This window comes from Pseudomonas sp. LAIL14HWK12:I7, assembly GCF_000483465.1.
In the GTDB taxonomy this organism is placed as follows: Bacteria; Pseudomonadota; Gammaproteobacteria; order Pseudomonadales; family Pseudomonadaceae; genus Aquipseudomonas; species Aquipseudomonas kermanshahensis.
The window spans coordinates 22,290-47,378 of sequence record NZ_AXYZ01000012.1 but is presented as its reverse complement, the minus strand read 5'-3'; the positions used below and the strand labels follow the sequence as shown (position 1 = coordinate 47,378).

19 protein-coding genes are annotated in these 25,089 nt (G+C 62.3%); 7 read left to right on the top strand and 12 right to left on the bottom strand.

Annotation, left to right across the window (positions count from 1 at the left end; translation table 11 throughout):
- Window positions 1–54: 54 nt before the first annotated feature.
- The 3 genes from dgcA to D886_RS0112700 all read right to left on the bottom strand — a co-directional run bounded on the left by dgcA (window position 55) and on the right by D886_RS0112700 (window position 3,716).
- Window positions 55–2,115, bottom strand: coding sequence for a dimethylglycine demethylation protein DgcA (gene dgcA / locus D886_RS0112710; protein WP_027594294.1), 2,061 nt, complete (start codon window positions 2,113–2,115; stop codon window positions 55–57).
- 15 nt (window positions 2,116–2,130) lie between these two features.
- On the bottom strand, window positions 2,131–2,661 hold the full coding sequence (locus D886_RS0112705) for a DUF5943 domain-containing protein (RefSeq protein WP_027594293.1): 531 nt from the start codon (window positions 2,659–2,661) through the stop codon (window positions 2,131–2,133).
- Between the two features lie 77 nt (window positions 2,662–2,738).
- Window positions 2,739–3,716, bottom strand: coding sequence for a dipeptidase (locus D886_RS0112700; RefSeq protein WP_027594292.1), 978 nt, complete (start codon window positions 3,714–3,716; stop codon window positions 2,739–2,741).
- A 285-nt stretch (window positions 3,717–4,001) separates the two neighbouring features.
- Here D886_RS0112700 and D886_RS0112695 point away from each other — a divergent pair, with 285 nt between their 5' ends.
- Window positions 4,002–4,403: a lysozyme inhibitor LprI family protein gene (locus D886_RS0112695; RefSeq protein WP_027594291.1), complete on the top strand. Its 402-nt coding sequence runs from the start codon at window positions 4,002–4,004 to the stop codon at window positions 4,401–4,403.
- A 117-nt stretch (window positions 4,404–4,520) separates the two neighbouring features.
- Here D886_RS0112695 and D886_RS0112690 read toward each other — a convergent pair whose 3' ends face one another.
- Entirely contained in the window at window positions 4,521–5,465 is a 945-nt protein-coding gene (locus D886_RS0112690; RefSeq protein WP_027594290.1) for a GlxA family transcriptional regulator, read from the bottom strand.
- Window positions 5,466–5,612: 147 nt separating this feature from the next.
- On the opposite strand from D886_RS0112690, the gene choX reads away from it, so the two are divergent.
- The 4 genes from choX (at window position 5,613) to D886_RS0112670 (ending at window position 9,030) form a co-directional block, all read left to right on the top strand.
- Window positions 5,613–6,557 carry a choline ABC transporter substrate-binding protein gene (choX, locus tag D886_RS0112685; protein WP_027594289.1) on the top strand — a complete coding sequence of 315 codons (945 nt, stop codon included), beginning with the start codon at window positions 5,613–5,615 and terminating at the stop codon, window positions 6,555–6,557.
- 121 nt (window positions 6,558–6,678) lie between these two features.
- Window positions 6,679–7,563, top strand: a complete 885-nt coding sequence (locus D886_RS0112680; protein WP_027594288.1) for a 3-keto-5-aminohexanoate cleavage protein — start codon at window positions 6,679–6,681, stop codon at window positions 7,561–7,563.
- Between the two features lie 17 nt (window positions 7,564–7,580).
- On the top strand, window positions 7,581–8,546 hold the full coding sequence (locus D886_RS0112675) for an L-carnitine dehydrogenase (RefSeq protein ID WP_027594287.1): 966 nt from the start codon (window positions 7,581–7,583) through the stop codon (window positions 8,544–8,546).
- Between the two features lie 10 nt (window positions 8,547–8,556).
- A complete protein-coding gene (locus D886_RS0112670) occupies window positions 8,557–9,030 on the top strand; it encodes a thioesterase family protein (RefSeq protein WP_027594286.1) in 474 nt (157 codons plus the stop codon).
- 68 nt (window positions 9,031–9,098) lie between these two features.
- Here the strand turns inward: D886_RS0112670 and D886_RS26945 are convergent, their stop codons facing one another.
- Window positions 9,099–10,739: a reprolysin-like metallopeptidase gene (locus D886_RS26945; RefSeq protein ID WP_155951420.1), complete on the bottom strand. Its 1,641-nt coding sequence runs from the start codon at window positions 10,737–10,739 to the stop codon at window positions 9,099–9,101.
- A 371-nt stretch (window positions 10,740–11,110) separates the two neighbouring features.
- On the opposite strand from D886_RS26945, the gene D886_RS0112660 reads away from it, so the two are divergent.
- On the top strand, window positions 11,111–11,368 hold the full coding sequence (locus tag D886_RS0112660) for a hypothetical protein (RefSeq protein ID WP_027594285.1): 258 nt from the start codon (window positions 11,111–11,113) through the stop codon (window positions 11,366–11,368).
- A gap of 153 nt (window positions 11,369–11,521) precedes the next feature.
- Here D886_RS0112660 and D886_RS0112655 read toward each other — a convergent pair whose 3' ends face one another.
- From D886_RS0112655 to D886_RS0112625, 7 genes are all read right to left on the bottom strand, one after another.
- Window positions 11,522–13,177, bottom strand: coding sequence for an ABC transporter ATP-binding protein/permease (locus tag D886_RS0112655; RefSeq protein WP_027594284.1), 1,656 nt, complete (start codon window positions 13,175–13,177; stop codon window positions 11,522–11,524).
- A complete protein-coding gene (locus tag D886_RS0112650; protein WP_027594283.1) occupies window positions 13,174–15,942 on the bottom strand; it encodes a M16 family metallopeptidase in 2,769 nt (922 codons plus the stop codon). The genes D886_RS0112655 and D886_RS0112650 overlap by 4 nt, the downstream gene beginning before the upstream one ends.
- Window positions 15,943–15,968: 26 nt before the next feature.
- The gene (locus D886_RS0112645) at window positions 15,969–18,803 is read right to left on the bottom strand and encodes a TonB-dependent receptor (protein WP_050580748.1); all 2,835 of its coding nucleotides are present in this window, start codon (window positions 18,801–18,803) and stop codon (window positions 15,969–15,971) included.
- Window positions 18,804–18,972: 169 nt separating this feature from the next.
- Window positions 18,973–19,935 carry a FecR family protein gene (locus D886_RS0112640; protein ID WP_027594281.1) on the bottom strand — a complete coding sequence of 321 codons (963 nt, stop codon included), beginning with the start codon at window positions 19,933–19,935 and terminating at the stop codon, window positions 18,973–18,975.
- Between the two features lie 100 nt (window positions 19,936–20,035).
- Entirely contained in the window at window positions 20,036–20,536 is a 501-nt protein-coding gene (locus D886_RS0112635; RefSeq protein WP_027594280.1) for a sigma-70 family RNA polymerase sigma factor, read from the bottom strand.
- A gap of 200 nt (window positions 20,537–20,736) precedes the next feature.
- Entirely contained in the window at window positions 20,737–21,843 is a 1,107-nt protein-coding gene (locus tag D886_RS0112630; protein WP_027594279.1) for a GlxA family transcriptional regulator, read from the bottom strand.
- Window positions 21,844–22,238: 395 nt separating this feature from the next.
- Window positions 22,239–23,615: an L-serine ammonia-lyase gene (locus D886_RS0112625; RefSeq protein ID WP_027594278.1), complete on the bottom strand. Its 1,377-nt coding sequence runs from the start codon at window positions 23,613–23,615 to the stop codon at window positions 22,239–22,241.
- A gap of 453 nt (window positions 23,616–24,068) precedes the next feature.
- On the opposite strand from D886_RS0112625, the gene D886_RS0112620 reads away from it, so the two are divergent.
- On the top strand, window positions 24,069–25,016 hold the full coding sequence (locus D886_RS0112620) for a choline ABC transporter substrate-binding protein (protein WP_027594277.1): 948 nt from the start codon (window positions 24,069–24,071) through the stop codon (window positions 25,014–25,016).
- Window positions 25,017–25,089 lie beyond the last annotated feature (73 nt).

Here is a 25,089-nt window from a genome sequence, read left to right as displayed (position 1 = left end):
GCGGGTAAACCCGCTCCCACAGAGGCCGCGCTCAGTGGCGGCGACTGTTAACGATCAGAAATCCTTGCACAGGCGCAAGGCGTCGTAGATCGCCGCATGCACGTTGCGCTGGGCCACGCAGTCACCGATGCGGTACAGCAGGTAGCCCTCGCCCGGCTGGCTGAGGATCGGCTGCGGCTTGATGGCAAACAGCGCCTCCACATCGATCTGGCCCTTGTTGCGCGAGCCATCCTTCAGCGCGTAGTACAGCTCCTCGTCAGGGCGCACGCCGTTCTCGATCACCACCTGGTCGACCACGCGTTCTTCCTTGGCACCGGTGTATTCGTTCTCCAGCACCGCCACCAGCTTGTCGCCTTCGCGGTAGACCTTTTCCAGCATCATGTCGCCGGTCATGATCACTTCTTTGGGGTACATGCTGCGGTAGTAGGTCGGGAAGGTCGTGCCGCCCATGGCCACGCCTGGCTTGATGTCGTCGGTGACGATTTCGACCTGGCTGCCCTTGTCAGCAATGTAGTCCGCCGTCGACATGCCGGTGAACTCGCAGATGGTGTCGTACACCAGCACGTTCTTGCCCGGCGCAACCTTGCCATCGAGCACGTCCCAGCTGCTGACCACCAGCCCTTCGGCCGCGCCCCAGTGCTCGTTCTGCTCGACGAACGGATGGCCGCCCACCGCCAGCACGATAACGTCCGGGCGCAGGTCCTGGATCGCGTCCACGCTGGCAGCGGTGCCCAAGCGCAGGTCGACTTTCAGGCGTGCCAGTTCCAGTTGGTACCAGCGGGTGATACCGGCGATCTGGTCGCGCTGCGGTGCCTTGGCGGCGATGGTGATCTGCCCGCCGATCTGGTCTTTCTTCTCGAACAGGGTCACGTCGTGGCCGCGCTCGGCAGCCACGCGGGCGGCTTCCATGCCGGCAGGGCCGGCGCCAACCACCACTACCTTGCGTTTGACGCCGGTGGTCTTCTCGATGATGTGCGGCACGCCCATGTATTCACGGGAGGTAGCGGCGTTCTGGATGCACAGTACATCCAGGCCCTGGTACTGGCGGTCGATGCAGTAGTTGGCACCGACGCACTGTTTGATCTGGTCGATCTGCCCCATCTTGATCTTGGCGATCAGGTGCGGGTCAGCCATGTGCGCGCGGGTCATGCCGACCATGTCGACATAGCCGCCTTCGAGGATGCGCGTGGCCTGGTTGGGGTCTTTGATGTTCTGCGCGTGCAGCACCGGGACCTTGACCACTTCCTTGATGCCGGCCGCCAGGTGCAGGAACGGCTCCGGCGGGTAGCTCATGTTCGGGATAACGTTGGCCAGGGTGTTGTGGGTGTCGCAACCCGAGCCCACCACGCCGATGAAGTCGAGCATGCCGGTCGCGTCGTAGTACGCGGCGATCTGCTTCATGTCCTCGTGGCTCAGGCCATCGGGGTGGAATTCGTCGCCGCAGATACGCATGCCCACGCAGAAGTCGTCGCCGACCTCGGCGCGCACCGCCTTGAGCACTTCCATGCCGAACTTCATGCGGCCTTCGAACGTACCGCCCCATTCGTCCGTACGCTTGTTGACCCGCGGGCTCCAGAACTGGTCGATCATGTGCTGGTGCACGGCCGACAGTTCGACGCCGTCCAGGCCGCCTTCTTTGGCACGACGCGCAGCCTGCGCGTAGTTGCCGATCACTCGCCAGATCTCTTCCACCTCGATGGTTTTGCAGGTGGCGCGGTGCACGGGTTCACGGATACCCGACGGCGACATCAGGGTCGGCCAGTTGAAGCCGTCCCAACGCGAGCGACGGCCCATGTGGGTAATCTGGATCATGATCTTGGCGCCATGCTTGTGCATGGCGTCGGCCAGGTTCTGGAAGTGCGGAATGATGCGGTCGGTCGACAGGTTGACCGACGCCCACCACTCTTGCGGGCTGTCGATGGCGACCACGGACGAGCCGCCGCAGATCGCCAGGCCGATGCCGCCCTTGGCCTTCTCTTCGTAGTACTTCACATAGCGGTCGGTCGTCATGCCGCCGTCAGTGGCGTAGACCTCGGCGTGCGCGGTGCTGAGCACGCGGTTGCGGATGGTCAGTTTGCCGATCTGGATCGGCTGGAACATTGCTTCGAATGCCATGACGCTATCTCCGGCTTACAACGGCTTTGTAACGAACAGGCCATCTTCGTGGCCTTCTTCCGACCCGCCATAGACCTGCTCGGCCACGGTGCGGATCTTGCTGCCACGGGCAGCGAGAATCTGGTCCATTGCGCCGGCGAACCAGCCGGTGAACATGTAGTCGACCTTGCGGCCAACCTTGCCGTACACGTAGACGAAGGCGGAGTGCTTGAGCTTGACGCTGCAGGTGCCTTTGTCCAGGTCGATGTCCTGGATCTCGAACAGGCCCCAGCCACGCTGGGACAGGCGCTTCATGTAGTGCTCGAACACCGCCACGCCTTCCAGGCCATGGCACTCGGCTTCTTTTTCACACCAGTGCCAGGCCGACTTGTAGCCCGCCTTGTAGAGGATCTCGGCATAGGCGTCGGCGCCCAGCACTTCCTCGATACCGATGTGGTTGTTAACGAAGAAATGGCGTGGCACGTACAGCATTGGCAAGGCGTCGCTGGTCCAGACACCGGTCTCACTGTCGACTTCGATTGGCAATTGCGGGGCGATCTTGGCCATGGAAACTCAACTCCATAAAATTTTTTATTGGGATGCCCCGGCGTTGCTGGCAGGGGCTTTCAGGCTTGGAGAGCGGCTTACTCGCCCCAGACATCCTTGAGGACGTTTACCCAGTTCTCGCCCATGATCTTGCGCACCACACGCTCGGAGTGGCCGCGCTTGAGCAAGGTCTCGGTGAGGTTGGGGAACTCGCCAACGGTGCGAATGCCCAGCGGGTTGATGATCTTGCCGAAGTTGGTCAGGCGACGGGCGTAGCCCTTGTCGTGGGTCAGGTATTCGAAGAAGTCCTGCCCGTGACCCTGGGTGAAGTCGGTGCCGATGCCGATGGCGTCTTCACCGACGATGTTCATGGTGTATTCGATGGCTTCGGCGTAGTCGTCGATGGTCGAATCGATGCCCTTGGCCAGGAACGGCGCAAACATGGTCACGCCAACGAAGCCGCCGTGGTCGGCGATGAATTTCAGCTCTTCGTCCGACTTGTTGCGCGGGTGCTCCTTGAGCCCCGACGGCAGGCAGTGGGAGTAGCAGACCGGCTTCTTCGATTCGAGGATGACTTCTTCAGAAGTCTTGGAGCCCACATGGGACAGGTCGCACATGATGCCGACGCGGTTCATTTCGGCGACGATCTCGCGGCCGAAGCCCGACAGGCCGCCGTCACGCTCGTAGCAGCCGGTGCCGACCAGGTTCTGGGTGTTGTAGCACATCTGCACGATGCCCACGCCCAGCTGCTTGAACACGTCCACGTAGGCGATCTGGTCTTCGAACGCGTGGGCGTTCTGGAAGCCGAAGAGGATGCCGGTCTTGCCCAGTTCTTTCGCCTTGCGGATGTCGGCGGTGGTGCGCACCGGCATGACCAGGTCGCTGTTGTCGCGGATCAGCTTCTGGCTGGAGGCGATCTGGTCGACCGTGGCCTTGAACCCTTCCCAGACCGACACCGTGCAGTTGGCCGCAGTCAGGCCGCCTTTGCGCATGTCTTCGAACAGCTCGCGGTTCCATTTGGCAATGATCAAACCGTCGATGACGATGCTGTCGGCGTGTAATTCGGCTGGGCTCATCAGGCTGTCCCCTTTTATTGAGTTGGGTCACGCCGAACGTTGTGCCGGCGCTTTGGGGCCAGCATATGCCTGTGCCCCGAGGCGCCCCGATGCAAAAACGACAGGGGGTTTGCCGAAAGCGTCAATGCGCGACAACAGGCCCTCTGCGACGCTATCTGGCGATGAGAGACAGTCTCGATAACGACATTTTGCTCGCTTTCATGAACATTTCGTCAGGGAGCTACCGCGTTGCCTTCGGCTGAGCGAGAATCCCTGCGATTCGTCAGCCTGTTGAGGAGATAAAGGATGAAATCAATGGCATGCCTGGTACTGCTGGCCGTCGTGTCGGGCGCCCAGGCCGGCGAGGAAGAAAGCACCCCGTGCGACAACGTCGAGACCGACCAACAGACGTACGCGTGCGCGGCCTTCAACAAGCAGACGGCCGAGCGGGAGCTGAAGTCGGCTTACGATGACTTGATCCAGCGCATTCGCGACCAGTATGCCGACGAAGCCGATCAGGCCAATGCCTTGGTGGGGCGCATGGAGGCGGCGGAAAAACTCTGGGCCCAGCTGCGCGATGCCGATTGCAAGGTCGAGACCTTTGCCGAGAAGCCTGGCAGCAAGGCGTTCGAGGCGGCGTGGGGCACCTGTGTGGCGCAGCGCAGTGATGACCGGTCGGAGTACCTGCAGTCTATCGGGCAGCAGTAAACCTGCACCGGCCTCTTCGCGGGCAAGCCCGCTCCCACAGGTACTGCGCATTCCTTACGACCGGCGCGGTCCCTGTGGGAGCGGGCTTGCCCGCGAAGAGGCCGGTACAGGTTTACTTCACACCGCTCTGGCCAGCCGATCCTCCCGCGGGCACCGCTGATACCGCGCCCGGTAACAGCGGGTAAAGTACGACGCCGACTCAAACCCACACGCTACCCCCACCTCCAGCACGCTCATGTCGGTCTGGCGCAACAACTGCCGCGCCTTGTCCAACCGCAGCCGCAGGTAAAACCCGCTGGGCGTGTCGTCCAGGTGTAGCCGAAACAGCCGCTCCAGCTGCCGCCGCGTTACCTGCACCGCATCAGCCAGCACTTGGGTATTCAAAGGCTGTTCGGTATTGCGCTCCATCTCGCCAATCACTTTCACCAGCTTCTTGTTGCTGATGCCATAGCGGCTGGCGATCTGCATGCGCTGGTGGTCTTGTCGCGGGCGGATACGCCCGAGCACGAACTGCTCCGACACCTGCACCGCCAGCTCACTGCCGTGGGCTTGCGCAATCAAGTCGAGCATCAGGTCGATCGAGGCGGTGCCGCCCGCGCAGGTGATGCGCCGCCGGTCGATTTCGAACAACTCTTGGGTCGCCTGCAAACCTGGGTAGTTTTCCTTGAACGCTTCCAGCGCCTCCCAGTGCACGGTCGCGCGGTGGCCGTCGAGCAAGCCCGCCTCGGCCAGCACCACCGCCCCAGTATCGATGCCACCCAGTATCACCCCGTCATGATCGAGACGGCGCAGCGCCTGCTGCAGCGGCGGCCCATAACAGGCCAAAGGCTCGAAGCCGGCGACGATCAGCAAAATGCCCCCCGCCTCGCCCGCGCCCAATGCCGCATCGGCGTTCACCGACATCCCATTGCTGGCCTGCACCGCGCCGCCATCCAGGCTCAGCACCTGCCAGCGATACGACGGGCCCTTGAAGCGGTTGGCCACACGCAGCGGCTCCAGGGCACTGATAAAGCCCATGGCCGAGAAGCCGGGCAACAACAGGAAATGAATGATCTGCGGCATTGCTGTGCTCCACAGTGAAGGTGGTCGCCTGGGTGCAAGTGTTGGTCGCCAGGGTGCGATTTTCCACCCCGACAGCAGCGTAGCGTGTTCACACGGTCCAGAGAGACCGATCCCCATAACAATATGCACTGCCGATGGAGAGCCACCATGCACAGCTTGATCCGCCGCAGCCTGTTGACCCTTGCCGTGAGCAGCATCGTCTCTACCCCGCTTCTAGCCGCCGAGCCCGCCGCCTGCCAGAACGTGCGCCTGGGCGTGGTCAACTGGACCGACGTCATCGCCACCAGCGCCATGGCCCAGGTACTGCTCGACGGCCTGGGTTACCAGACCAAGCAGACCAGCGCTTCGCAGCAGATCATCTTTGCCGGCATCCGCGACAAACGCCTGGACATGTTCCTGGGTTACTGGAACCCGATCATGACCCAGACCATCACCCCGTTCATCGACGCCAAGCAGGTCAAGGTGCTCGACAAGCCGAGCCTGGAAGACGCCCGGGCGACCCTGGCAGTGCCAAAGTACCTGGCCGACAAGGGGTTGAAGACCTTCGCCGACATTCACAAGTTCGAAAAGGAACTGGGTAGGAAAATCTACGGCATCGAGCCCGGCTCGGGGGCCAATACCCAGATCAAGGCGATGATCGCCAAGAACCAGTTCGGCCTGGGCAAGTTCCAGCTGGTCGAGTCCAGCGAGGCCGGCATGCTCGCCGCGGTCGACCGTGCCGTGCGGCGCAAGGAGGCGGTGGTGTTCTTCGGCTGGGCGCCGCACCCCATGAACGTGAACATCGACATGGCCTACCTGGGCGACAGCCAGGACGCGCTCGGCCCTGACGAAGGCCGCGCCACGGTGTGGACGGTCACCGCGCCGGACTACGCCGAACGCTGCCCCAACGCTCACCGCCTGCTGGCCAACCTGAATTTCAGCGCCGAGGACGAGAGCCGCATGATGCAGCCGCTGCTCGACCACAAGGACGCGCTGGAGTCGGCCCGCCAGTGGCTCAAGGACCACCCCGAGGACAAGGCCCGCTGGCTTGAAGGTGTGACCACCTTCGATGGCAAGCCCGCTGCGGACAACCTCAAGCTTACCGCCAACTGATCCGGCCCTTTCGCGGGTAAACCCGCTCCCACAGGTTCAGCGCATGCCAGGGACATCACCATCCCCTGTGGGAGCGGGTTTACCCGCGAAAAGGCCAGAACCGACATCACAAGGAACCACAATGAACCACGACGTCATCATCACCTGCGCCCTCACCGGTGCCGGCGACACCGCCTCCAAAAGCCACCTGGTCCCAGTCACCCCCAAGCAGATCGCCGAAGCCGCCGTCGAAGCCGCCAAAGCCGGCGCCACCGTGGTCCACTGCCACGTCCGCGACCCGCAAACCGGCCGCTTCAGCCGCGACGTGAACCTGTACCGCGAAGTCATGGAACGCATCCGCGAAGCCGACGTGGACATCATCGTCAACCTCACCGCCGGCATGGGCGGCGACCTGGAAATCGGCCCAGGCGAAACGCCCCTGGAATTCGGCCCAGGCACCGACCTGATCGGCCCGCTGGAGCGCCTGGCCCACGTCGAAGCGCTGCTGCCGGAAATCTGCACCCTCGACTGCGGCACCCTCAACTTCGGCGACGGCAATTCGATCTACGTCTCCACCCCGGCCCAACTGCGCGCCGGTGCCAAGCGCATCACCGAGCTGGGCGTGAAAGCCGAGCTTGAAATCTTCGACACCGGCCACCTGTGGTTCGCCAAGCAGATGATCAAGGAAGGCCTGCTCGACGACCCGCTGTTCCAGCTGTGCCTGGGCATCCCATGGGGCGCGCCGGCCGACACCACCACCATGAAGGCCATGGTCGACAACCTGCCCGCCAACGTCACCTGGGCCGGCTTCGGCATCGGCCGCATGCAGATGCCCATGGCCGCGCAGGCCGTGCTGCTGGGCGGCAACGTGCGCGTCGGCCTGGAAGACAACCTGTACCTGGACCGTGGCGTGCTGGCCAGCAACGGCCAACTGGTCGAGCGCGCGGTGGAGATCATCTCCCGCCTCGGCGCCCGCGTGCTGACCCCGGCCGAGGGCCGGGAAAAAATGAACCTCAAACGCCGCTGATCCCACTGGAGACCGCTATGCCTTTCATCACCGAGATCAAGACCTTCGCCGCCCTGGGTAGTGGCGTGATCGGCAGCGGCTGGGTCGCTCGCGCCCTCGCCCACGGCCTGGATGTCGTCGCCTGGGATCCAGCCCCCGGCGCCGAGCAGGCCCTGCGCAAGCGCGTCGCCAACGCCTGGCCGGCGCTGGAAAAACAAGGCCTGGCGCCAGGCGCTTCGCCACAACGTTTGACCTTCGTCAGCACCATCGAAGCCTGCGTGCGTGACGCCGACTTCATCCAGGAAAGCGCACCAGAGCGCCTGGACCTCAAGCTCGACCTGCACGCGAAGATCAGCGCAGCGGCCAAGCCTGATGCGATCATCGGTTCCAGCACCTCGGGCCTGTTGCCCAGTGAATTCTACGAGTCGTCCACCCACCCCGAACGTTGCGTAGTCGGCCACCCCTTCAACCCGGTCTACCTGCTGCCGCTGGTCGAAATCGTCGGCGGCAAGCGCACCTCGCCAGAGGCCATCGACGCGGCAAAAACCATCTACACCGCCCTCGGCATGCGCCCGCTGCATGTGCGCAAGGAAGTCCCCGGCTTCATTGCCGACCGCCTGCTCGAAGCGCTGTGGCGCGAGGCGCTGCACCTGGTCAACGACGGCGTGGCGACCACCGGCGAGATCGACGATGCAATCCGCTTTGGTGCTGGCCTGCGCTGGTCGTTCATGGGCACCTTCCTCACCTATACCCTGGCCGGTGGCGATGCTGGCATGCGCCACTTCATGTCGCAATTCGGCCCGGCGCTGAAACTGCCCTGGACCTACTTGCCAGCCCCCGAGTTGACCGACAAGCTGATCGACGATGTAGTGGACGGTACCTCGGACCAACTGGGCGAACGCAGTATTGCGGCGCTGGAGCGCTACCGTGATGACACCCTGTTGGCAGTGCTGGACGCGGTGAAAACCAGCAAGGCCAAGCACGGCATGGCCTTTGGCGATTAAGGAGACTGCAATGCCCGCACTGATCACCTACCGCACCCCGGTCCAGGAGGACTGGGTGGATTACAACGGGCACCTGCGCGATGCCTATTACCTGCTGATTTTCAGCTATGCCACCGATGCATTGATGGAGCGTATCGGCCTGGATGCCGACAGCCGCGGGCAAAGTGGGCATTCGCTGTTCACGCTCGAAGCGCACATCAACTACCTGCATGAAGTGAAGCTGGGTACCGAGGTGTGGGTGCAGACGCAGATCATCGGTTTTGATCACAAGCGCTTGCATGTTTATCACAGCTTGCACAGCGAAAATGTTGAGGGGCCTTTGGCAGCCAGTGAACAGATGTTATTGCACGTCTGCTTGAAAGCGTCGAAGGCATCTCCATTCGGTGATGTGACCACCGAGTGCATACAACGCCTAACGAAGCTCCAATACGGCATTCCACCACCCGTCTACGTCGGCCGCATCATTGGCCTGCTGCCACGGTAATGCAGGTGGGGCGAAGTCCAAACCAGGTACCGCAGCCCCACCTGTTCCCTAATATACATTTTAGACGGTCAGGGTATAGTTTCCCATCGAGCATCATCTCTGTCATAACAATAGCTGAATTTAGGGCTGGCGCTTCTTCCATTACCTTCCATGCAGTTGGAGATACCCAAGGCTGAAAACTTAATCATCCCCCCCGCAAAACTAAAGTTTGACCGCAGACCTGAGCATGCACCCATGCCTGCCGCCTCACCATTTGCCGTCCATTGAAGGCATGATAAAACATCGCCTTGCTGGACGCGAATGGTCGTCAGCGCATTGTTGTTCCAGTACCAAAAATCACCTTCACTGATATTTCCGCAATCCGCAAAAGTCAGCACATCACTTGATGTGACCGTCAAGCAGGCTGGAAGCCCTAATTTGGCGCGTTCGACACTCCTGATTCTCTTACCCGTAAAGGGAGGGTAGAAATTCTCGACCGTTTCTCTGCGTTCATTCATCGCTCTAGCAACATCATGGTTCGCTACCGTACCCAGAGCTTGCCCTTGATAACTCAAGCGTGGATTGGAGAAGAACAATTGCCGAGGGCAGACAGGGCTGCACTCGGGAGCCATCTGCGTGCGGAACCTGAGGGAGCCCGACGCAGGTTTATACTGATATCCATGCGTGTAAGCATTACTCACACCGTCCCAGCTATGGGACATACCGAAGTTGTGACCGATCTCGTGCGACAATGAAGGGATGCAATAGATTGCCGAAAAACCTAAATGTTTTTCTGGGCCTGGTTTACCGCCACCACACAGCTCGTTATTGGCCACTAACATCGAGACGAGATCAGCACGCACCCGATCCCGCACAACTTTCACCTCCGGCATCCGGTACGTCAGATCATTGAGAAGCGTGACAAAATCTTTGCCGGTCTCATCGTGATTAGCGTCCATAAAACCGGCTAATTCATACGTTATAGCGACCTGGCTATTTTTTGTGATCTGATTGGCATCCTGCAACCCAAGGGTCAGCGCGGCGCGGTAGTTTGGATTCTTAGCACGGGACTGTTTGGTAGTGACAAACAGCAACCTGATCGTACTGTGTGCTGATTTTGGCGGCAGGTTGGTCTTGACTGTCGATACCTCATTTGCATGCCCCTTTGGATCCTGACTGTCCTCAGGCGGCAACTTCGAACTGTCAATTTTTATTAACGCATGCTGTCTGCCTCCTAGGTATTCCAGTTGATAGCGCTGGTCATCCACGATCAAGTTACCGACCAACTGGGTGCCGTGGCGCACGATCGACAGGTAATAGCGAGGGTCAAAATCGATCTCAGCAGGTGAAGGGTTATTCAGCTTCCACGCTGAAGGTTTATAGCCCACCCAGCCTTCGTAACCACCGGCCATTGAAGTAAAGTCGCGCACGTTGAATTGGGCTATTTTACCATCAGGCAATGTCACTGCCAAATGCTGAGTGCTGTTGTTGATCAACTCCGCATTGGCCTCAACCAGCGTTATTTCCTCGTTAGCTGGATTCGCCAACAGAGTCGCCAGATACCCCGTGGCTGTTTTCTGCAGCGTACTGCGATCTGGGGTGGGTTCAAGCGTGAACAGTTGCGTAACCGCGCTTGAAGTTCCGCTCTCTAGCGGTGTCGATGACGAGCAAGCCGCGAGCAACGCGCACCCTGCTATGACGAGCCATGCCCTATAGGCAGATATTTTCATAATCCCGCTCCACTGGAAGTCCATCGCCTCTAGCAGAGCAGGTAACACGCAGGCTAGTCACCTGGCAGAAATGTCAGGTAGCGGCATGGAAAACAGCGAAGTATGGGCAAAAAATAACCCCGGAAAGCCGTGAGCATCCGGGGCCAAGAGCGAGCAACATCCACTGTGCACGAGCGAGGGTGACCAAACCCTCCGTTGCGGTAGATGGCTTGAGTGTGCGCACTTCAGGGGCGGGTGATTTAGCCGTAAACGACCTGTTCTTAGCCAAAGCAGCCATTGCGACATTCTGCCCTTGCGGGCATGTCGCGGTGGACACAGAATCGGTCGTAAATCACAGCAGCACTCGCTTAGCGATAAAAGGGACAACAGCCATGATGCATGCGGATTTGATTGACCAGGACGACCTCGCCGGCCACCTGCGCGCGCGCGGTTTCGACATCCCCGCCGGGGCCAGCGCCGAGCAGGCCTGCGAGGCGGTAGTGCGTGGGCTGACCGAGCCCAATGCAAAGGCGCTGAAGGGCATGGTCGAGCAGATGTATACCGGCAGCGCGACGATACTGCCGGCCGTGCGCCAGGCGATCGACAAACAGCTTTTGCCTGCGCTGGCGCAGTTCAGCAAGCGCACCTGACTGATTAATCCTGCACCGGCCTCTTCGCGGGTAAACCCGCTCCCACAGGTTCAGCAGAGCCTGCAAAGGCTGTGAGCCCAGGTTCAGCAGAGCCTTCAAAGGCTGTGAGCCCCCTGTGGGAGCGGGTTCACCCGCGAAGAGGCCGGTGCACGTTCACACAGGCTCTAGCTCCAGCGTTTTCCCAAACACCCCTGCCAGCCCTTCCTGGTGGGTTACTGCCACCACGGTACACCCCGGCAACTCCCGCTTGAGCATCCCCAGCAAACGCTGCGCACTGCCGATATCCAGCTGACTGGTCGCCTCATCCAGGTACAACGTATCCGGCCGGTACAACAGCGCCCGCGCCAGGCTCACCCGCTGCTGCTCGCCGCCAGAAAGCACCCGTTCCCACTCCACCTGCCTGTCCAGTTGCCCAATCAACCCCCCCAGCCCCACCTTGCCCAGCACATCGACCAACTGCACATCGTCTATCGACCGCACCTGTGGATAAGCCAGCAAGCCACGCAAGCTCATCTGCGGCAGATACGGCTGCTGCGGCAACAACAGGCTGCGCCCCGGCGGCAATTGCCAATCACCCGTGCAATGGGGCCACAGCCCCTGCAAGGTGCGCAGCAAGGTCGACTTGCCCAACCCGCTGTGCCCGGCAAGCCGCACCCACTGCCCCTGGCCGACGCGCAGCTTGAGGTCGCGGAGCAAATGACTGCCGTCGGGCCGGCATACCGTCAGCCCTTGCAAGCACAGGCAATGGCCCTGCGGCGCCTTGATCACCTGCTGGCGGCTGGCGGCGATGGCCTGCTCGAACTGGTCGAGCCGCTCCAGCGCCGCGCTCCAGCGCACCAGCTTGTGGTACAGCTTGATGAACCAGCTGAGCGAGTCGTGCACGGCATTGAACGCGCTGCGAATCTGCATCAGGCCACCCAAGGTGATGGTCTTGGCCATGAACGCGGGCAGCGCCGCGAATACCGGCACGATCAGGCTGAAGCGCTGGTAGGCGACCGTGAACAGGCTCAGGTCACGCTCACGGCCCATGAGTTGTCGCCAGTTCTCGGCAATCGCCTGGAAGCGCTGCGCCAAGTGCTGGCGCTCGACCGCCTCGCCTCGGTACAGGGCAATTTGCTCGGCGTGGTCGCGCTTGCGCAGCAGGCCCGCGCGAAAGTCCGCCTCCCGTTGCTCACGCGCATAGTTGAGCGCGTGCAAGGGTTTGCCGATCAGGTGGGTCAGGACACTGCCGATCAAGGTGTAGGCCAGCACGATCCACAGCAGGTAGCCATGCACGGTGAAGGGTTCGCCGAACAGGTGGAAGGTCTGCACCCCGGACAGGTTCCACAGGATCACCACGAACGCGCCGACCTGGGCCAGGTTGACCACCAGCGAGGCCACCAGCTCGATGCTCAGCTCCACCATCAGGTCGACGTCCTGGGCGATGCGCTGGTCCGGGTTGTCGGGTTCGCCGCTGAGCCCCAGGCGGTAGAACGCCTGGTCGCCCAGCCAAGCATCGATCAAACGCCCGGTCATCGCTTGGCGCCAGCGCAGTACCAGCCCTTTGCGCAGGTAGTCGAGGGCGACAAAAATCAGCACGTAGAGCCCAAGATAGAGCGCGTACTCACCGGCCAGCGCGTACAGCCCCTCGGTGTCGAAAGACGCCAGCGTGTCGTAGAAAGTTTTACTCCAGCTGTTGATCAACACGTTGATCTGCACGATCAACAGGCCAAGCCCGATGATCGTCGCCAGCATCAGCCAGGCAAGCCACTGCTGGCGGGCTTGCCAGAATGGCCGGCTCAGGCGGTAGAACCTGCGCAGGGTATTCACAACGCCTGCTCCAGCGCGGCAGCCGATGGCAGCAGGCGCAGCTGCACCTGGTTGGCGACGGGGAACAACTTCCGCGCCAGTTGCTGCATGGCCGGCACGGTCAGTGCCTCGGGCAGCCTCGCCTGTTCGCTCAGGTAGCGAGGGTCCTGCCAGTGGCGCTCACTGAGGATCAAGCGCTTGAATTGGGTTTGCGGGTCTTCGCGGCGTTTAGCCTCCTGGCGCACCAGCTCGCGACGCTCGGCCAACAGCCACTGCTCATCCACCTTCAGCCCGGCCAGGGTCTGCTGCGCCAGTGCCCATAACTCATCCACACGCGCCGGGTCGCAGGTAAAACTCAGGGTGCTTTCGATGCGCTGCGAATCGGGGTCGAGCTGGGCATCGAAGCTCAGGCGATAAACCCCCGAGGCCTCGCCACGCAGTTGCTGTTTGAGCTGCTGGTTGGCCAGCTCACGCAGCAGTGCGACGCGCATGGCGGCCTGCGGTTGCCAGGCGTGCGGCTGGTAGCTGCTGGCCTGCAGCACAGCGCGGGGCTCGAGCGCTATCGCCAGGTCGCTGCGGCGCTGGCCGGGTTGCTGCAACGCGGCTTGCGGGTTTGGCGAGACGCCGCGCGGCAGGTTGGCCAGGTAGCCGCGCACCAGCGGTTCGAGCTGTTCTGCGGGCACATCGGCCATCAGGTAGTAAGTCACCGGCGCACGGGCAAGGCGCTGCCAGTCCGCCTGCAACTGCTTGCGATCGAGCTGTTGCAGCGCAGCCTGGTCAGGGGTTCGCCAATGATCGGCGCCGTACTTGAGTACGCGCTGCTCGCGCTCCTGGCGCGCACGCACATCCTCGGGACGACTGCGCAGGCGCTGCTGCAGATCGCTGCGCGCCTCGTCGAACAACGTGGCGTCGATGCTCGCCTGTTGGCTCAGCCGGTAGCTCTGCAGCAAGGCCGGAAGCTGCTCGGGGCGGGCGCTGAGGTTCAACTGCAGGCGCTGTGGCTGATGCTCAAGGCTGACGGTGGCACCTTGCGCCTGGCGCCACGCCTGCGCACCGTCCGGCCCGCTGCGCACGGCCAGTTGGGCAGCCATCTGTAAGCGCCAGGCAGGCGCATCGGCGAGGCGGTAGCCGGCGGACGAGTCCGCTTGTAACAGCCACTTGCCCTCTGGGCCGTTACGGCGCAGCCATACCAGCCGGTCGCCGTTCCCCAAGCGCCAGTGTTCGACGTGCTCAGCAGGGAATGCCTTGCGGTCGACAATGTGCCCTGCGGTACCCGGTGCATCGGGCATGTAACTGGCTACGCTCGGGGTTTCAGCTGACTGCTGAACAGGTGGGGAGAGCTTCTGGCTGGCGATCTCTACCCGCAGTGCCTCGACCGCTGCCACGCTTGGCAACTCGACCTGCGACTGCCCAGGCACGCTGAACTGCAACACGCGATCGGCACTGCCAAGCCAATGCCGCAGCCTGTGATTGAGGTCTTCCCGCTCGATGCCTGGCAGCACCTGCAGGTAGCGACGGGCAGCAGCATGACGCTCGACCACGCTGCCTTTTGCCGCGGTGGCGTTGTTGAGCTGTTCGACCCACTGCTCGAATGTACGTGGCGCGTGGTTGGCCAAGGTCTTGTCGCCCAAGGCGCGAATATGGGCTTGCTGTTTTTGGTAGTCCTGCTCGCTGAAGCCATGCTGACGCAAGCGCTCGATCTCGGTCAGCAGCTGGCGCAGCGCCTGTTCGTGCTGCTGGCCTTCGACGCCGGCAGCGATACCCAGCACCGTCGACTGGCTGCCGATCAGGGTTTTCTGTGCCACCAGGCTGCGCACCCCGGGCGCCAGCGGCTGGCGTCGCAGGCTGTCGAGCAGCGCGGCCAAGGCCATGCGGTCGATCAACCGCTCACGCAGCGCCGCGCGGGTGGTGCCGCGGCTGTCCGGTTCATGCAGGCGGAACAACAGCGCCACCTGGTTGCTGCCAGACTGCGGGTCTTGCAGGCGGAAGATTTTCAGCGCGTTGTCCAGCGGCAGGTCGCGGTAGTCGCGAGCCGGGCTGGCACCACCTTTGGCCTTGCCGAAGGTGTGCTCGATCTGCGCCAGCATGGCCTTGGGCTCGAAATCGCCTACCGCCGAAATCACCATGTTCGGCGCCTGGTACCAGCGCGCCTGAAAGCCTTGCAAGCTGGCCAGGCTGGCATTGCGGATGGCCGCCTCGTTGCCGATGGTGCGGTGCTCTGGGTAACGTGAGCCAACCCGTTGCGACGCGGTACGTTGCTGGTTCATGCGCTGGGCCACACCCAGGCCGCCCCGCCACTCCTCGATGACGATCGGCCGTTCGCGCTCAAGGTCGGCAGCACTGTAGTCGCCGGCGAATGCCAGGTCGGCCAATGCTTGCAGAGCCTGCGGGGCCTGGCGCACGCCGGCCGGCGGGCTGAGCATGAACTGGGTGCGTTCGTAGTTGGTCACCGCATTGAAGTGGCGGCCTTGCACCCAGCCCAACGCCGTCATGCGCTGGCGCAGGTTGCCCGACTGCCCGGCGCGGCTGTGGAACACCAGGTGTTCGACCATGTGCGCGACGCCCACCTGCTCGTCGGTTTCGTCGATGGAACCGGCATTGACCGTCAGGCGCAGGTCGAGCCGGCCAGGCTGGGCGGTCTCGCGCACCAGCCGGTATTGCAGGCCGTTGGCCAGGGTGCCTTGGCTGACCTGGGCATCCCAAGGCAATGGCGAGTCCGGTTCGGGTAGCGCGGTGCAGGCGCCGAGCAGCAGCGGGCCGAGCAGGCCCGCAATGAGCTTTTTCATCAGGGTGTCCACGGTTTTTTATGGGGTCAAAAGCGGTAGCCGACTTCCAGCCAGTACTGGCGGCCGACTTCATACGTGGTGCGGACGGTGCTGCTGTTGCTGACGATCGAGTTGACCTTGTCAGTGACGTTAGTCACGTCCACAGCAACAAACAGCGCCTGCTCCCTGGCGGTGGGCATTTCCCATTTCACGCGCATATCCCAGGTGGGTGCGCCAGCCACCGAAGCGGTGTCGTAAACGGCCAGGGCCTCGCCGTCCACATCGGCGGTGCGGCCGGTGTCGATGATTTGGTCGTACGCACCCCGGTAACGAAAGAAGTTGCTGATGCTCAGGTGCCAGCGCGGGATCTCGGTAATGGTGGTCAGGCGGGCGGTCCAAGGGCGGTTGAAGTCGCTGGCCGGGAGTTGGCTGTAAGCCATGCGTTTGCCGTCGTAGAGCACATCACCATCCGCGTATTCGGCGTCATTGAAGCCAGCTTCATAGGTGCTGTAGGCATTCTTGCTGCGCGACCAATCCAGTGCCAGTTGCAGGCTGGTGACACTGCCCAGCACCCGCAATGGCTGATTGGGCGTAACGGTCAGGGACAGGTTGTCGCTCTCGCTCGCACCCGCATTCACGTAGGTGTAGTAAATGGCCTGGTAGCCCTCAAGGGGATCAAGGCCAAGCACCCGCGACGAGGACCGCACCACCTGGTCCTTGCCCTTGCGGTGTACGTACTTCAGGCGAAAGTCAGTGTTCAGCCAGCGCTGTTCCAGGCCGAGCATCAGTTCATCATCGTAAGGGATGTTCATGTCTGAAAAACGGTTGGTGTTCAGCGTTTGCCGACCAACCCACTCACTGGTCTGGCTGCTGCGGGTATAGGTGGTGTTGAAGCCCTGGCGGCCATCGGCAAGGCGGTACTTGAACAGGTTGCGGCCGTAATAGCGGTTGGCGCCGAAAACCAGCACCGTGCTGCGGTCGCCGAAGAAGTCGTAGTCACCGGCAAAGCGCGGTGAAAGGGTCTTCTGCTGCATGTAGTCATCGCCTTCGAAGCGCACGCCCGGGCGCAGGCTGAGCTTGCCTATCTGCATCTGGTCGTCGATGAACACGGCGTAAGCATTTTCGGTCAGGTCCAGCTTGCCTGCGTTGTACTGGGTACGCAGGTTCGCCCACTGGCGGCTTTTCCCGTTGAGCAACGGGCTGACGGAGCACCACGGATCGTCGCCTGCGCAGCGGCTTTCGTCGTCGCGGCTAAACCCGCTCACGCCCTGCCCGGTTGCTTCGCGCTCCCACTCCGCGTGCTTTTGCGACAACTCAAGGCCTGTCGTGAACGCGTGGCTGGTACCGGCGAAATCGAACGTCTGCCATTGGCCCTTGAGCGTGTAATCAAGACCGCGCTGACGCTGGTCCAGATTGCCGAACGAGCCCTCACCGCTGCGGGCTGTATTGCCGGTGGGGTTACCCCAGTTCTTCTCATCGGAGTAATACCAGAACACCGTGTCCTTGCTGTCGGCCTCTCGCGAGCTGTACAGGTTGGTAAGCGCCAGCGTGTGCGTCCAGCGCGCTTGGTCACCTTCCCAGACGGCCTTCAACGAACCCTGCCAGCCGCCATTGGTGTTGGTGAAATCGGAGTCGAGAAAATTCTGCCGGAAAAACACGTTCTCCTGAGGCGCGTGGATGAACGAGCCTTCCAGCGTCAACCGCTCATTGACGTCCCAATAGGTCTTGAGCATGTAGTTGTCGAGCTGGCGGGTCTGGTCCGCGCTGCTGTCGGCATTAGGGCTGGTGTAACCATTTTCGTAACGGTTGAGCGGGATCACAGAGCGGCGCTGGGAAAAGCTCAAGATGGCACCGAAATTGTCGGTCAGGTGGCCCTCGAGCATGCCTCGCAACGTGGTCTTCTCGAACTCCGGCTGGTACTGCTCGGAAGAGGCGTGGTCGAAGCTCTCCTGATCGGCTTCGGTAATGTGGTAGCGGGTCCACTCCGAGCGGGTCAGTGCATAGGAGATCTTGCCGTGCAGTTCTCTGCTCGGGCGACGGGTGATGGCATCGATCACGCCGCCATTGAAGCCACCGTATTCGACTGGAACGTTGCTGTCGTAGACCTTCACTTCCTGCAGCAGGTCAGCGTCCAGGGCTATGCCGTGGGGGTTACTGGGCGCGGCATCGAATTGGCGGTTTTCACTGTAGCCATGGGCGCCAGGGTCCAAGTCGTTATTGATCGAAATGCCATCGATCATGAAGTTGTTCTGGTAGAACTTGGCGCCGTTGATGCTGATGTCGGCGGGGTCGATTTCGCCCGGGGTGTTGGAGCTTTTTTGCGCGCTGGAAAATTGCACGCTCGGGTGCATCTGCAGCAGGGTCGTGATATCGCCGTTGGCCCCAGGAAAGGCACGGATGGCCTGATTGCTGATGACCGTGGCACCCAGGTAACCATTGTCGCCGCTATCGCCCAGCACCAAGGTGTCATGCAATTCCATTGGGCCGGCATCTGCATCGCTGTGCAGGAGGCGCAGGCTTACCACCCCACCGTCGTAGTCCCAGGTCAGGCCACTGCCAGAAAGCAGGCGAGCCAATGCCGCTTCGTTGCTGAAACGCCCCTGCACGGCATTGCTTTGCGCGCCCTCCAGCAACTGCGCATCGGCGGTCATTTGCAGACCGCTTTGCTGGCCGAAGGCGATCAACGCGGCAGCAAGGTCCTGCGCCGGGATAGCAAATGCATGCACTTGCGCCAATTGCGAAGCGGCGGCGGCCTCACTTGCCGACACTGCAGGCACGAACAGGGCACAGCCTGCGCCAAGCAGCGTACTGCGTGCCAAATGCTTCAGGCGCAACGACCACCCCCGCGCTTGGCGAGGCATACGGCTTGTTGTTTCAGTCATCCCACATCCCCACCCCGGGCAATCGCCGGGCTGCAAAATTGAATACGAATCGGTATCAGTTATTGCGCGCGGGGAAGAAGACGGGGCAGTGGGGGGATTTTTCAGAAAATTGTGAAATTAGTTTTTTTGTGACGCGTTTTTTGGGGCCGCAAAGCGGCTCCCGGCAATTTCAGGGCTTACTCAGCACCAACATCCAAGGCCCATAGCTACGCAGCTCTCCGCCATGCGGCCGGACCACCGCACGCAGCGCCGCCTCGGGTTTGCGCAGGTCATACACACCGGTGACGCGCTTGGCCCCCAGCGCATCGTCACGCAGCAGCACCTTGCCCGGCAGGTACCGCGCCAGCTCCGCAACCAGTTCGGCCACCGTCTGGTCATCGGCAATCAGTTGCCCTTGACGCCAGGCGGCCGCCTGCGCGGGCACGAAGGTGTGCACCTGTACCAGCCCGTCGTCATAGCGCAGCCGCTGCCCTGCAGTCAGCGCACCGGACAGCACATGCCCATCGCCGCTGTCCTCGACCCGCACCGACCCGTGCTGCACATCCACCCCTACCCTGCCTGGCCGCAGTGCGACGTTGAACGCCGTCCCGGTCACCGTCACCTGCACCGCCTGGGCACGCACGTGAAACGGCTTGGCTTTGTCGGGGGTGACCTGGAAAAAGGCCTGGCCGGTGAGCAGGCGCACATCACGGTGATCACCCGCATAGTCCACAGCGATGGCCGTGTCGCTGTCCATCTGCACCACGCTGCCATCGGCCAGGGTGATGTCGCGCGTTTCGCCCTGGGCCGTGCGGTAGTCGGCCTGCAGCCGCAGGCTCAAGGAAGGCGCCAGCGCCACCAACAAGCAGGCAGCGACCGCAGCGCCCAGCCACCAGCGGCGCCGAGATGTGCGTTGCACAGGCAGACGCAGCACCTCGGCCTGCGGCCATTGCGCGGTGGTAGCAGGGGCCAGTTGCCCCGTCAGCTGCCACACCCGCTCGGCTTTGCGGTAGGCCTCGGCGTTGGCCGAATCGCTGGCGCACCATTGCTCGAACTCGGCACGCAGCGGCCCATCCTGCGGGGCCTGCTGCAGGCGCAGGAGCCAGTCCAGGGCCTGCTCGCGGCGGCTGGATACGAGGTCTGCTGGCGTCATGTCCGGCACGTCTCCTGGGGGCTGAGGGGCGCGAAGGGTCGCACAGAGTCGGCCCGATGAGCAAAGGACGCGCCAGCGCCTGGTTTTTTCAACAGCCCCGTCAAAGGTCGTCCTCCAGCCGCGCCATGCAATGGCTCATGGCGTCGCGCACCAGTTGATGCACCAAGCTCACGGAGACGTTCAGGTGGTTGGCCACCTGCTGCAAGGTGAAGCCCCCTAGGCGGTGCATTTCGAAGGCGATGCGGGTGCGTTGCGGCAGCTCTTCGAGGGCTCGGCTGATGGCGTCCAGCTCGTTCTGCTGGCTGACCGCCTGCTCGGGCGAGGCACTGCTCGAAGGCAGCTCGGCGAGGATTTCGTCGCCGTCTGGCTGGGCTTTTTCGGTGGCGGTGCGGCGGGTCTGATCCAGGGCCAGGTTACGCACGATACGGTAGAGGTAGCTGGCGGGGTGGCGGATGTCGGCATCATCCTGCTGCCCACTGAAACGCAGCCAGGCTTCCTGCACCACATCCTCGGCGCGGGCACGGCAGCCAACAATCGGGCGCGCATAATCGACCAACGCCGCCCGATGGGCCAAGTACAGCTGCAGTTTGTCGTCCGCCACGGGGTGGTATGCCAGGGAGTATCGGGGGCGGCGATGTTACCCGTAGTCGAGAATCATTATCAATACATGATCACGGGCGGTGTTCACCTGTAGGAGCAGCCTTGTGCTGCGAAGAGGCCGGTGAAAACAGGGTCGTTATATGACACTGTTACCGGCCTCTTCGCAGCACAAGGCTGCTCCTACAAACGGGCGCGTAGCGTTTACAGCCTTACGCTGGCGAACGTCGACTCGTTGCGTGCCTGGCTCAGGGCCGCCATCGGCCCGCTGTGCGGCGACAGGGTCATGGCCTGCGGGATCGGCATCATCGCCACCTGCTGCGCGGTGTTGGAGCCCACGCGCTCATCACGCGGCGGAATGCCGAAGTACTCGCGGTAGCACTTGGAGAAATGCGGGGTAGAGACGAAGCCACACACCGAGGCCACTTCGATGATCGACATCGGCGTCTGCTTCAGCAACTGCCGCGCGCGGATCAGGCGCAGCTTCAGGTAATAGCGCGACGGCGAGCAGTGCAGGTACTTCTGGAACAGGCGCTCGAGCTGGCGCCGCGACACCGACACATACACCGCCAGTTCGTCGAGGTCGATCGGCTCTTCCAGGTTGGCCTCCATCAGCGCGACGATTTCCTGCAGCTTCGGCTGGTTGGTGCCGAGCATGTGCTTGAGCGGCACGCGCTGGTGGTCTTGCTCGTTGCGAATGCGCTCGTAGACAAACATCTCGGAGATCGCCGCCGACAGTTCACGGCCGTGATCGCGGCTGATCAGGTGCAGCATCATGTCCAGCGGCGCGGTGCCACCGGAGCTGGTGAAGCGGTTGCGGTCGAGGGTGAACAGGCGGGTGCTCATGTTCACCCGTGGGTAGGCCTCCTGCATGGCGGCCAGGCACTCCCAGTGCACGCTGCAATCGAAGCCGTCGAGCAGCCCGGCACAGGCCAGCGCCCAGCTGCCGGTACACACCGCGCCCAGGCGCCGCGACTGGCGAGCCTGCGCCTGCAGCCAGGTCACGTGTTCACGGGTAACGGTGCGCTGAATGCCGACACCGCCGCAGACGATCACGGTGTCGATCGGCGGCGCATTGTGCATGGCCGCGTCGGGGGTGATCTGCAGGCCATCACTGGCCCAGACCTGGCCGCCATCGACGGTCAGCGTGTGCCAGCGGTACAGCTCGCGGCCGGAAAGCTGGTTGGCCATGCGCAGCGGCTCTACCGCCGACGCCAGGGAAATCAGGGTGAAGTTGTCCAGTAGAAGAAACCCGATGGACTGGGGAGCTGTGCGGTTCTGGGTTGGATTCCCGGAGGTGTACGACGTCATCGCGATTTCTCCTCACACAAATGCAGGGTGTGCCTCAGGCGGGCACTGATTTTTTTGTTATGGCCCCCTCTTCGTAGGTAGGGGCTTGTTGCCAATCACAACGCAAACGCCGTGCCTGAAATTGAACGGCTATCCGAAAAAACCTGAAAACGACGCCTTTACTCGGCAAATCAGGGCCTGCGGCGCGGGCTGGCTGAACTTCTGGAACCGCCGTTCTAGGCGCGCTCCTTGTAACTGCTGAGCACTTTGGTGACACGTGCCTTGTGGGTTGCCCAGAAACGACACTCTTAAGTGTCACCGACAATGCCCACACTCATCGCGACATCTGACGGCCGGTCATGCACAAACGCCCCATAGTGGGGCTTCGTGGTGACCAGCAGCGCGTGATTAGCGCATCAGCATTCGATGGCGCTGACCGCCAGGCCGCCGCGTGAGGTCTCTTTGTACTTGTCGTGCATGTCGGCGCCGGTGTCACGCATGGTGCGGATCACCTGGTCGAGGGAAATGAAGTGTTCGCCGTCACCGCGCAGGGCCATCTGCACTGCGTTGATCGCCTTGACTGCGGCAATCGCGTTGCGCTCGATGCACGGCACCTGCACCAGGCCACCGACCGGGTCGCAGGTCAGGCCAAGGTTGTGTTCCAAAGCGATTTCGGCAGCGTTTTCCAGTTGTGGGGGTGTCGCCCCCAACACTTGCGCAAGGCCTGCCGCCGCCATGGCACAGGCCGAACCGACCTCGCCCTGGCAGCCGACTTCGGCGCCGGAAATCGAAGCGTTCTTCTTGCACAGGATGCCGACCGCTGCCGCCCCGAGGAAGAAGTCGGTCACGTTCGACTCGTCCACCACATCACTGAAGCGCATGTAGTAGTGCAGCACCGCCGGGATGATGCCCGCAGCGCCGTTGGTGGGCGCGGTGACCATGCGCCCGCCGGCGGCGTTTTCTTCGTTGACCGCCAGGGCGAACAGGTTGACCCACTCCATGGCGCTCATGGTCGAGCCGATCACGTTGGGCTTGCCGATCTCTTGCAAGCTGCGGTGCAGCTTGGCGGCACGGCGCCGTACGTTGAGGCCGCCGGGCAGCGTGCCTTCGTATTTCAGGCCGTTGGTGACGCACTCCTGCATGGCTTGCCAGAGCTTCTGCAGGCCGGCGTGGATCTCTTCCTCGCTGCGCCAGACCTTCTCGTTGGCCATCATCAATTGCGACACGCTGAGGTCGTTTTGCTTGCACAGTTGCAGCAGCTCGGCGGCACTGTTGAAGTCGTAGGGCAATACGGTCTGGTCGGCGTCCAGCACACCGCTGGCGGCCTGCGCGGCATCGACCACAAAGCCACCGCCCACCGAGTAGTAGGTGTCACGGTGCAGCTCGCCCTGCGCGCCTTCGGCGATCAAGGTCATGGCGTTGGGGTGGTACGGCAGGTTCTCGTCCAGCAACAGCATGTCGCGGGCCCAGACAAACTCGATGGGCAGGCGGCCGGCCAGCAGCAGGGTGTTGGTTTCGCGCAGGTCGGCGATGCGAGGGACGATCTGGGTCGGGTCGATGGCGTCCGGCCACTCGCCCATCAGGCCCATGATGGTGGCGTTGTCGGTGCCGTGGCCGATGCCGGTGGCCGAGAGCGAACCATACAGCCGCACCTCGACCCGTTTTACCTGCTCCAGTTCGCCGCGCTCGCGCAACCCCTGCACAAACAGAGCGCCAGCCCGCATGGGGCCGACGGTGTGGGAGCTGGAGGGCCCGACACCAATCTTGAACAGGTCGAACACGCTGATGGCCATTGTCGAATCACCTCTTGCTGGGCTTGTCTCTGCGCGCCATGCGCAGGGCGGGGCAACTGCTAGGCTGAAGCTGCGAGCCGCCATGAATGCACGCATCATCGGCCTTTTGCCTACCCCTTCGCCGTCTGCAACCGACGTAGTTTTGTCCACCTGCGCCGTGCTGTTTTTACCTGAGGTACTGCCGTCTTCACGCCGTTTTCCAGCGGCCTGGTGACGCAAAAACGCGGCCGAGGGGGTGGAAAAATCCATATGCGACATCGCCAGTACTGGATACGACCCGTTCCGTACTGGATACGACCCCACCAGTAGGCGATTGCCCGGCGCTGGAGGATTATCAAAAGCGACTCGTATAGCACGGCCACGCAACCTGCCCTCTGCAGGCCTGGTCGACCGGACCTTCAGAACGCCCGGCGACCCACGCGAACCCGAAGACAAAATCACAGGAGTCCATCCATGAAAGGTTCACCCTCGCTGTTGTTGGTTGCGTTGTTGTCCACCCCGCTGCTGGCCCAGGCCGCCGAGCCTGAGCAGTGCCAGACGGTACGTTTCTCCGATGTCGGCTGGACCGACATCACGGTGACGACAGCCACCACAAGCGTTGTGCTCGAAGCCCTGGGTTACAAGACCCACACCACCATGATCTCGGTACCGGTGACCTATAAGTCGCTGGCCACCGGCAAGGACCTGGACGTGTTTCTCGGCAACTGGATGCCGACCATGGAGAACGACATCAAGCAGTACCGCGACGCCGGCACCGTCGAGACCGTGCGCGCCAACCTGGAAAACGCCAAGTACACCTTGGCCGTGCCCCAGGCGCTGTATGACAAGGGCCTGAAGGATTTCAGCGACATCCCCAAGTTCAAGAAAGAACTGGACGGCAAGATCTACGGCATCGAGCCGGGTAACGACGGCAACCGCACCATCCAGAGCATGATCGACAAGAACGCCTTCGGCCTGAAGGACGCGGGCTTCAAGATCGTGCAGTCGAGCGAGGCCGGCATGCTGTCGCAGGTCGACCGGGCGCAGAAACGCAACGAGTCGGTGGTGTTCCTGGGCTGGGAACCGCACCCGATGAACACCCGTTTCAAGATGCAGTACCTCACCGGCGGGGATGATTTTTTCGGCCCCGAATTCGGCAAGGCAACCGTATTGACCAACACCCGCAAGGGTTACGTGCAGGAATGCAGCAACGTTGGCCAACTGCTCAAGAACCTGTCGTTCGAGCTCAAGGATGAAAGCACCATGATGGGCTATGTCCTGGACGACAAGATGAAACCCGAAGCAGCCGCCAAGAAGTGGCTTAAAGACAACCCCGGCAAGCTGGATACCTGGCTGGCGGGCGTTACCACCGTTGATGGCAAACCCGGCCTTGAGGCGGCCAAGGCCAAGCTGGCGCAATAACGCACCACGCAATAGCGCTACCTCGGGGCGGGACCGTGCCCGCCCCGGACTGATTTCAATCTTTGCAGGTGGA

What these genes read in the sequence shown, in the direction of transcription:
- D886_RS0112645 (WP_050580748.1), bottom strand. Translation starts at nt 18,803, where the DNA reads ATGACTGAAACAACAAGCCGTATGCCTCGCCAAGCGCGGGGGTGGTCG.
- D886_RS0112680 (WP_027594288.1), top strand. Translation starts at nt 6,679, where the DNA reads ATGAACCACGACGTCATCATCACCTGCGCCCTCACCGGTGCCGGCGAC.
- D886_RS0112630 (WP_027594279.1), bottom strand. Translation starts at nt 21,843, where the DNA reads ATGACGTCGTACACCTCCGGGAATCCAACCCAGAACCGCACAGCTCCC.
- D886_RS0112705 (WP_027594293.1), bottom strand. Translation starts at nt 2,661, where the DNA reads ATGGCCAAGATCGCCCCGCAATTGCCAATCGAAGTCGACAGTGAGACC.
- D886_RS0112625 (WP_027594278.1), bottom strand. Translation starts at nt 23,615, where the DNA reads ATGGCCATCAGCGTGTTCGACCTGTTCAAGATTGGTGTCGGGCCCTCC.
- choX (WP_027594289.1), top strand. Translation starts at nt 5,613, where the DNA reads ATGCACAGCTTGATCCGCCGCAGCCTGTTGACCCTTGCCGTGAGCAGC.
- D886_RS0112700 (WP_027594292.1), bottom strand. Translation starts at nt 3,716, where the DNA reads ATGAGCCCAGCCGAATTACACGCCGACAGCATCGTCATCGACGGTTTG.
- D886_RS0112620 (WP_027594277.1), top strand. Translation starts at nt 24,069, where the DNA reads ATGAAAGGTTCACCCTCGCTGTTGTTGGTTGCGTTGTTGTCCACCCCG.
- D886_RS0112650 (WP_027594283.1), bottom strand. Translation starts at nt 15,942, where the DNA reads ATGAAAAAGCTCATTGCGGGCCTGCTCGGCCCGCTGCTGCTCGGCGCC.
- D886_RS0112690 (WP_027594290.1), bottom strand. Translation starts at nt 5,465, where the DNA reads ATGCCGCAGATCATTCATTTCCTGTTGTTGCCCGGCTTCTCGGCCATG.
- dgcA (WP_027594294.1), bottom strand. Translation starts at nt 2,115, where the DNA reads ATGGCATTCGAAGCAATGTTCCAGCCGATCCAGATCGGCAAACTGACC.
- D886_RS0112675 (WP_027594287.1), top strand. Translation starts at nt 7,581, where the DNA reads ATGCCTTTCATCACCGAGATCAAGACCTTCGCCGCCCTGGGTAGTGGC.
- D886_RS0112695 (WP_027594291.1), top strand. Translation starts at nt 4,002, where the DNA reads ATGAAATCAATGGCATGCCTGGTACTGCTGGCCGTCGTGTCGGGCGCC.
- D886_RS0112640 (WP_027594281.1), bottom strand. Translation starts at nt 19,935, where the DNA reads ATGACGCCAGCAGACCTCGTATCCAGCCGCCGCGAGCAGGCCCTGGAC.
- D886_RS0112660 (WP_027594285.1), top strand. Translation starts at nt 11,111, where the DNA reads ATGATGCATGCGGATTTGATTGACCAGGACGACCTCGCCGGCCACCTG.
- D886_RS26945 (WP_155951420.1), bottom strand. Translation starts at nt 10,739, where the DNA reads ATGAAAATATCTGCCTATAGGGCATGGCTCGTCATAGCAGGGTGCGCG.
- D886_RS0112670 (WP_027594286.1), top strand. Translation starts at nt 8,557, where the DNA reads ATGCCCGCACTGATCACCTACCGCACCCCGGTCCAGGAGGACTGGGTG.